The 7,169-nt window shown below is 46.5% G+C and carries 9 protein-coding genes; 7 read left to right on the top strand and 2 right to left on the bottom strand.

Annotation, left to right across the window (positions count from 1 at the left end; all coding sequences use genetic code 11):
• The first annotated feature begins 367 nt into the window (after window positions 1–367).
• The 3 genes from K2Q26_11995 to K2Q26_11985 all read left to right on the top strand — a co-directional run bounded on the left by K2Q26_11995 (window position 368) and on the right by K2Q26_11985 (window position 2,000).
• On the top strand, window positions 368–1,003 hold the full coding sequence (locus K2Q26_11995; protein MBY0316238.1) for a hypothetical protein: 636 nt from the start codon (window positions 368–370) through the stop codon (window positions 1,001–1,003).
• 96 nt (window positions 1,004–1,099) lie between these two features.
• Window positions 1,100–1,339, top strand: a complete 240-nt coding sequence (locus K2Q26_11990) for a hypothetical protein (GenBank protein MBY0316237.1) — start codon at window positions 1,100–1,102, stop codon at window positions 1,337–1,339.
• 154 nt (window positions 1,340–1,493) lie between these two features.
• Complete coding sequence (locus K2Q26_11985) at window positions 1,494–2,000, top strand: hypothetical protein (GenBank protein ID MBY0316236.1); 507 nt, start codon at window positions 1,494–1,496, stop codon at window positions 1,998–2,000.
• Between the two features lie 51 nt (window positions 2,001–2,051).
• Here the strand turns inward: K2Q26_11985 and K2Q26_11980 are convergent, their stop codons facing one another.
• A complete protein-coding gene (locus K2Q26_11980) occupies window positions 2,052–2,891 on the bottom strand; it encodes a peptidase (GenBank protein ID MBY0316235.1) in 840 nt (279 codons plus the stop codon).
• 201 nt (window positions 2,892–3,092) lie between these two features.
• Between K2Q26_11980 and K2Q26_11975 the strand changes: the two genes are divergently transcribed.
• From K2Q26_11975 to K2Q26_11960, 4 genes are all read left to right on the top strand, one after another.
• Window positions 3,093–3,410, top strand: a complete 318-nt coding sequence (locus tag K2Q26_11975) for a hypothetical protein (GenBank protein ID MBY0316234.1) — start codon at window positions 3,093–3,095, stop codon at window positions 3,408–3,410.
• Window positions 3,411–3,431: 21 nt separating this feature from the next.
• Window positions 3,432–4,493, top strand: coding sequence for a 16S rRNA (cytosine(1402)-N(4))-methyltransferase RsmH (gene rsmH / locus K2Q26_11970; protein ID MBY0316233.1), 1,062 nt, complete (start codon window positions 3,432–3,434; stop codon window positions 4,491–4,493).
• A 31-nt stretch (window positions 4,494–4,524) separates the two neighbouring features.
• Entirely contained in the window at window positions 4,525–4,779 is a 255-nt protein-coding gene (locus tag K2Q26_11965; protein ID MBY0316232.1) for a hypothetical protein, read from the top strand.
• A gap of 63 nt (window positions 4,780–4,842) precedes the next feature.
• A complete protein-coding gene (locus K2Q26_11960) occupies window positions 4,843–5,907 on the top strand; it encodes an Hsp20 family protein (protein MBY0316231.1) in 1,065 nt (354 codons plus the stop codon).
• Here K2Q26_11960 and K2Q26_11955 read toward each other — a convergent pair.
• On the bottom strand, window positions 5,904–7,169 hold a 1,266-nt coding region (locus tag K2Q26_11955; GenBank protein ID MBY0316230.1), incomplete at its 5' end, for a patatin-like phospholipase family protein. The genes K2Q26_11960 and K2Q26_11955 overlap by 4 nt on opposite strands.

The raw sequence follows: 7,169 nt of genomic DNA, 5'->3' as shown, positions 1-7,169 counted from the left end.
TCGAATTTTGTGTATGACCCCCATCCCCCGGTAAAACAAAATGGTTCCAGCTCCCTGCGTGCACTTTTTTAAACATTATGTTTAAAAAAGTGCACGCAGGGAGCTGGAACCTTTTTGGGAACCTTTTTGACATTTTTGGGTCGTTTTGGGTGTTACAGTGGCCACGGATTGGTCAGTTTTGGAAGTTGAAGAATTCTCGTGGGTTACGGGGCCTTGAGTCGAAAAATAGCCTGTCTCAATGTGGGTCGCTCGTAAACCTTAGACATCTTCGCTTTACGGGCATCAGAACTGCTGATTAAAAAATCTAATAATTTCGATAGTTTATGGGAGGCCTTTGCGGCTCTATTCTTGCGAAGGATATCTGTGTATGTTCACACGAATTTTTATCACCACTCTATTCGTTAGCTTCGGTCTTCTCCAGGGATGCGCAAAGGACGGGAAACCGCCGCAGCCCGAAGAGGCCTGCTATTTTCAGCAAAATGGTTATAAGCAAAGGGTTTCTTGGGCCACTCTTCCAGTGACACTTTATGCAGATGCATCGATGTCCGAGGATCAAGTGATGGCCGTGACTAAAGCGATTGAGATCTGGAACGACGGGCTGCGTTTACAACTGAACGGTCAAAGCGCCTTTGTTTTTGGCGGGGCTCTCGCGGAATCCATCGGCCTTGCCGAGGATCGCAGAAACGTCATCAGTGTGACCCAAAATTGGGATCGCGATTCCAGCGAGCAAGCCGAAACTTTACTTATTTGGCGCGGAACACATATTTATGATGCGGATATTCGTTTAAACGGCGAAAAACCCCTTTCCGCCGCAAACCTCGTGGAAGTGAACCAGCTCGATGTTGTGGCCTTGTTAGTGCATGAATTAGGGCATGTGCTGGGATTGGCACATATAGAATCCAACGAATACACGGCGATGGCCGTAAGCCTTGGTTTTGGCGACCATCATGATCGCCGCAAAATCGGAGCTCTGGAGCTTGACGCATTGAAATGCGAGTACTGAAAAGACTTCATAAAATAAGGATTTTTAGGATTTAAGTTAATTTAAGTTGAACAGAAAACTGACCTAATCTTAACCTAGACAGGTCGAGAGGGAAATATGGGATTGATTCAAAAGACTGAGCACAATTTTGGTGAATTAAAGCAGACACGTTTCAACGAGACGGAAACTCCCTTCGAAGTTTGGGGTCCCACATCGAAGTCTGTCCCTGCGACCACACAAAACGTCGACGTGCTCGAGCAATTGCGTTTTAATATCGACCAAATGAATGATCTGAATGCTCGCTTTCAGTTTTTACTGGAAGAACTTTCCGGTGTTCTCGTCCGTCGCAAAAACTAATCTCAAATCAAATCGGTGAGATCACCATATTTGTAGAGGCATTGTCGAATCTGGCAATGCCTTTTTAATTTCCACTCTAGAAATACTTCACACTCCTTTATAGCGCTCGTAAATTTTTTTGTTCCTCGTTAATGGTCCTACAAAAGGGGTATTTATGAAGTCGTTGCAGTCTCTCATTCTTGGATTTTGTTTTGTCATTTTCGGTTTTCAGGCGAAGGCGATAGAGATCACCGCTCTCAGTGTGAACACGTCGACTCTGCGTTGTTCTACGTTCAAACAATACACCCGTGCGCTGAAGAAATTAGAATCCGGCCAACTCACTCGCGAGGAAGTTTCGGTGATCCGTCGTCGAATCGAACAGATCGACCCTCAAATTTTCTATACTCATGCAGCGATCGCATCGATACGTCTAAAAACTCCAGCTCTCCTTGTGCTTTCCAACAATTTTATCCTCACCGAAACCCACGAGAAGCTACCGATCCTTCGACTGGCTATTCCGGGCTACGTCGAAAAGACTCACAATGTCTTTGAACTTCCATTTCCTGGAGAGATCTCGGCACAAGTGCGGCTGTCTTTATTGGGATTCTGTGCTCAGTTTAGTGGTCGACAAGATCGGGTAGAGGCTGAAGCTCTAAATATCATTCGGAATAGACTTCCGTAAAAAAAGAGGATCTCACGATCCTCTGATGCCGTCCCCATTGCATTTGAAGTCTTAATGGCTTGATTCCTGGACAACTTCTTCGGCCTGCATGTTTTCGCCGTGGCGGTAGCGTTCCACTAAACTCTCGTCATGAGTCGGGAAAGAGAAGAGCAGAGCGTGGCTATTGGAATTTGAATCCTCCAAAGTCACGACGACGTAATACATTTGCTCTCCAGAAATGGAAAAGTCTTTAATAAAGTTGACCAAAGTGTTCCCAGCAAGATCGTTATTGCGCCAGATTTCGTCGGGCTCTTCGATCGTTTCTTCGCGCAGTTCGGAGTAAGTTTGAAACTCGGTCTGCGCGACATCGTCCTCGGAACGAATGACAAGCATGGCTTTGTAAAGACCAATTGCGAGCTCATCGCCCTCACTTAAAGCATCACCCTCCACGCAGCCCTGTTCCACTTCGCTCATGATGCGATCATAGAAGAGTTCGCCGCGGCGGTATTTTTCCAAGATTTCGAGGTGCTTTGTCGGGAAATGAAGGAATATAAATGTCGGCACGTCTTCGGCGGCAAAGACAATCGCAACATAATAAAAATCTTTTTTAGGGGCCTCGATCAATTTGAGATAGAGATGCACAGTTCGGTTTTTAATCGTCTTGCTATCCACCCAGATCTCATCCGGGTTATCTAGAGTTTGGTCCAGGTATTTCTCGAGCTTAGCGGACTCTTCATCCGTGTAATCATCTTTAGGGCGCAAGGAGAGATATTGTTTCTCTAAAGCGCTGATGTCTTTTTCAAAGTATTTAAGAACATCGTCTTCGGAGTCGAAGACTAGACCATTCTTTTCATCGATGATGATTTTTTCGTCATAAGAAGTTGTCGCCGTTTTCGTTTTCTTTTTTTTCACGTGTGGAGTGCTCCCTTGAAAAGACTAGCATCTTGACAGAAGATGTCAATGCTCTACAGTTTTGCTTGAATTACAGGGACAGTCATTCAAAATGAATTCATATGGTTGCATGGTGGCGACCATCGTGTTGAGTCGGGGAAAGCTCAAAGAAATTGATCAAAAACCGGGGACAACATCAGATCTATCACGCAAGGAGGCGCAGTGACAGATTTAACTTACGACTGTTTGGAAGTCATGGACCAACTCGTTTATCAGTCAACGAAAGGGTTCCATATTCTTTTTGATAGAGCGGATATCGTCCGTGCAATTAAAGACGACGATCCTTCGCTTGAAGAAAATACAGTAGATAAATTAAAGCTGATTCAAGAATTACTTTACGGTTTCATTAAATTGAAATCTTTTGAAGAAAAAAAGGAATATCTCGGTGGCCTCAGCCAGCGTGATACGACTTTGCTCATTCGAGCTTATTTCAAGATTGTAGATAATAGCATTCTCAATAAAACCAGCGACAAACATTAGTAAATAGTGCAAAAAAGAGGCATGAGTTCCGATGCCTCTTCTGCTGATACAAAACCGAAGCGACGTGTTCGTTACAAGGGCACTCATCCGCGTCGATTTGAAGAAAAATACAAAGAACTCAATCCTGAAAAGTACGCATCTGACATCGAGAAGATTAAGCTGCGCGGGGAAACTCCCGTAGGAAGTCATCGCCCGATTTGTATGCAGGAGATCCTGGATATTCTCAACCCGCAACCTGGGCAGACCGTACTTGATGCGACTTTGGGTTATGGAGGCCATTCTTGGGAGCTGTTACAAAAGATATCCCCGGGCGGGACTCTGATTGCCTTAGATCAAGACCCCATTGAGCGGGTTAAAACCGAAGCGCGTTTGCGGAAAAAAATGAGACTGCAAAATATCGCGGATGAAACGTTGGTGGTGGGACCGATTAATTTTTCGGAGACCTGGAATTTTCTGCGGCAACGAGGGGCTTCGAAGGTGGATCTAGTTTTGGCGGATCTCGGTTTGTCCTCGATGCAGATCGATACGCCTCAACGTGGGTTTTCGTTTAAAGTGGACGGTCCATTAGATCTGCGAATGAATCCGGAGCAGGGAGAGCCCGCGTGGAAAATGTTGGAGTCTCTTTCCAGTGATGAAATCGAAGAGATGCTTCGCCAGAATTCGGATGAGCCTTTCGCAGATAAAATCTCTCAGGCTCTCGCGCAAGCTCAACCTAAAACCACATTTGCTTTGGCAGAATGTGTTCGTGGCGTCCTTAAAAAGTTGTCCTCTAAAATTCAAGAACGAGAAGGGGACACGCCGATTCGCCGAGTTTTCCAAGCTTTACGGATTGAAGTGAATCAAGAGTTTGCGGTTCTCGAAAAATTCCTCAACGATTTGCCTCAATTTTTGAAACGCGGGGGTAAAGTCGCGATTCTGAGTTTCCATTCCGGGGAAGATCGACGGGTGAAGAAATCTTTCCAGTTGGGATACCGCGAGGGGCTGTATTCGGAAATTTCGGAGGAGATCATCCGCCCCAGCTGGGAGGAGCAAACTCAGAATCCTCGCAGTAAGTCGGCAAAACTCCGTTGGGCAAAAATTTAAGCTGGACGGGTCTTTTTCCGATAAATCTTTTGTGAAGATCCTTCTTTTTGTGTCCTTTATTTTAGTCTCCCCGGTGGTTTCGGCCGAGCACCGTGTGTTCCAGCTCAAAATCACCGACACCCGCTCCGGAAAGTCCCGTGAGGTTCTTTCGACGTTAGACCCGAAGCAGTACGTTGGGTACTACACTTTAGGATGGTACGAAACGATCACCATCGTCGATCATTGGATGTGCTGGAAGCGGAACGACGGTTACCGCCCCCTTTGTACACGACCTTTCTCCAAGTAAATTTTTGAAATCTTCGAAGACTCTCTGAGACGTGCTAAAATGAAGGCAGACTCAGGAGGAGTTTTGGAAGCGAAAAAAACCGAGGGCCGCACCAGCGCCTTGCCGGCCGAAAATAGTAGTGTAAATGCCGATCTCCGAAAAAAAACTCGAACCGAGCGTTCGCAGATCATCTCAGAGCATAATGAAGAGCTCTCTCGTCTTAAAGAAAAACAAGCCGCGGCGATCAATCACTTACGGAAAACCAACGCAGAAAAAGAAAAGGCCGAAAACTACCGCCTCCAAAAGGCTTTAGAAGATAAAAATGCCCAGGCTCAAAAAGAGTACCAGAAGGCCGCGGAATCCCAAACTCGCGCCATCGCTCAAACTCGCCAAATGAGTGATCAAGAGCGCGAAAAGTTGCAACAAAACAAAACTCAGTTTGCGGACGAGAGAGATTTGCGCCGAGAAGCCTATCGCCAAGAACAAGATTCTTTAGATCAAATACATAGAGAAGAAGTTTTAAAGAAGAAAGCTGCCGTTGAAGATGTTCGTCATCAGCAGCGAACCGCGGCCGAAGCCGAAAAGCTGCAATTTGAGGATCAACGCTTAAAGCAAAGAGAGCATTATCGTTCAGAGATGGAAAAAGAAAAAAACTTTTACCTCGGTCAAATTGAGGGACGTAAGGGGCATTTTGAAAAAGCGTTTAACGAAAACGAGTTAAAATACCAACTGGCTATCGAAGACCAAAAGATAAAGTACCAGGGCGAAATTGAAAAAAAACATGCCACTTTTATTGATAAGATGCAAAAGTTTGATCACCGCGGAGATGATCCTTTTTATAAAGTTCAAGATCTGGGTGCAGAATTGATGGAGACGGCCGATGGTTATCAGATCTCTATCTTTGTGCCTGAGGCCGAACTCAAAAACTTTAAAGTCAAAGTTCTCGACGATAAGATTATGGTCACGGGCGCACGTAAGTTCGAAGACGAGATCCACGATCAACGTCAGAAGGTAGCGACTAACAATTATCAGACGATTCACCAGGAGTTTAAGCTCGGTAGTCCTGCTGACAAAGACCTCTTTAAGCGCGAGTATCGAGATGGTTTGCTCATCGTGAGTGTACCTAAGCGCGGCTTTGGTGTGATTTAATTTTTAAAGAATTGAAGGATCTGGGCTTCTTGAGCGTGGGCGTCGCGACAACCCATCTCGATCAACTGACCACAGAATTCTTTATCAAACAATAGGTAGCTGACCAACTCTCCAGCGTCCTCGATTTTACCTAATCCCTTGAGAAGATACCGAACGGTGGTGGGTAAATTCTTAGATTTTGCGATAGCGAGCTCGCCAATGTCGCCGCTCGGAGAGGTTAAGAGTGCGTCGACTTTGCGGTAGTTGGCTTGATTCTCTCCGGGAAAGTGATCCAAGAGTTTATTCATGCGATGGAGGTGCTCGACGTCGGATTCGATCCCATCCAAAAGAATCGCGTTTAAAAGAACATTGAGAACTCGCGCCACGCTGGGGGCGAGAGTGGATTTAGCGGCGGCTTTATCGTAACTGGTTTCTTTGCTCATGCGAACACCGACGACAAAGAGAGCGTCGGCTCCGAGGTAAATGCTTGGAGCGCAGGGCGAGTTATTGCGAACGCATCCATCGCCGAAAAATTTTTGTCCCACGGCTGCGGGCGGGAACAACAGCGGAATGGCCGACGATCCCATGATGTGTTGAGTGGTGAGTTTGGTTTTTTTCGAAAGTCGGCGAGTGCGTTTCCAATCCTTAATGGTGGGATCGCCTTGCACGAAGGTCACGGAATTGGAAGTTCCGTAATCGGTGGAGGTGACGGCGAGAGCATAAAGTTTTCCGCTGTCCACGTGCTTTTCGATTCTTTCTAAATCTAAGTTGTCGTTGATGAGTTTGATGAGCGGAGTGGTGTCGAGAAGCGCTTTGCCAAGAGTCGTGCCCACGAGGGCGCCGAGCGAAAGTTCGCCCATCCACTGAAACGCGATTTTCCCCATATGCATGACATCGGAGGCAAACACCTGATCGGAAGTGATTTTGGACCACATCTCCACCAGCTGAGAAACTCCGAAGTGAAAATCGTCGGCGTAGGTGGCCATATACGCGGCATTGATGGATCCCGCACTGATCCCCGAATAAATCTTAAAATCCGGATCAATACGATGAGTCTTACAAATTTCGGAAATACCCTTGAGCACTCCCACCTGATAAGCGCCGCGAGCACCACCACCGGAGAGCACTAGGGCTCGTCTCTTCTCAGTTGCCATAGATTTCATTTTAGAACCAAGCCGCACATCTGTCGCCTCGAGACCGTAAATACCGACCTCAGTAGGGCCGTGTCCGGCGGGTGCGCCGATACTTTTTGAGAACTGCTGCGTTAGATAACGCAGCAGTTC

The sequence above is a fragment of the Bdellovibrionales bacterium genome, from assembly GCA_019750295.1.
Taxonomy (GTDB): Bacteria; Bdellovibrionota; Bdellovibrionia; order Bdellovibrionales; family JAGQZY01; genus JAIEOS01.
The sequence above is the reverse complement of the archived record's forward strand: the minus strand, read 5'-3'. Positions and strand labels throughout refer to the sequence as shown.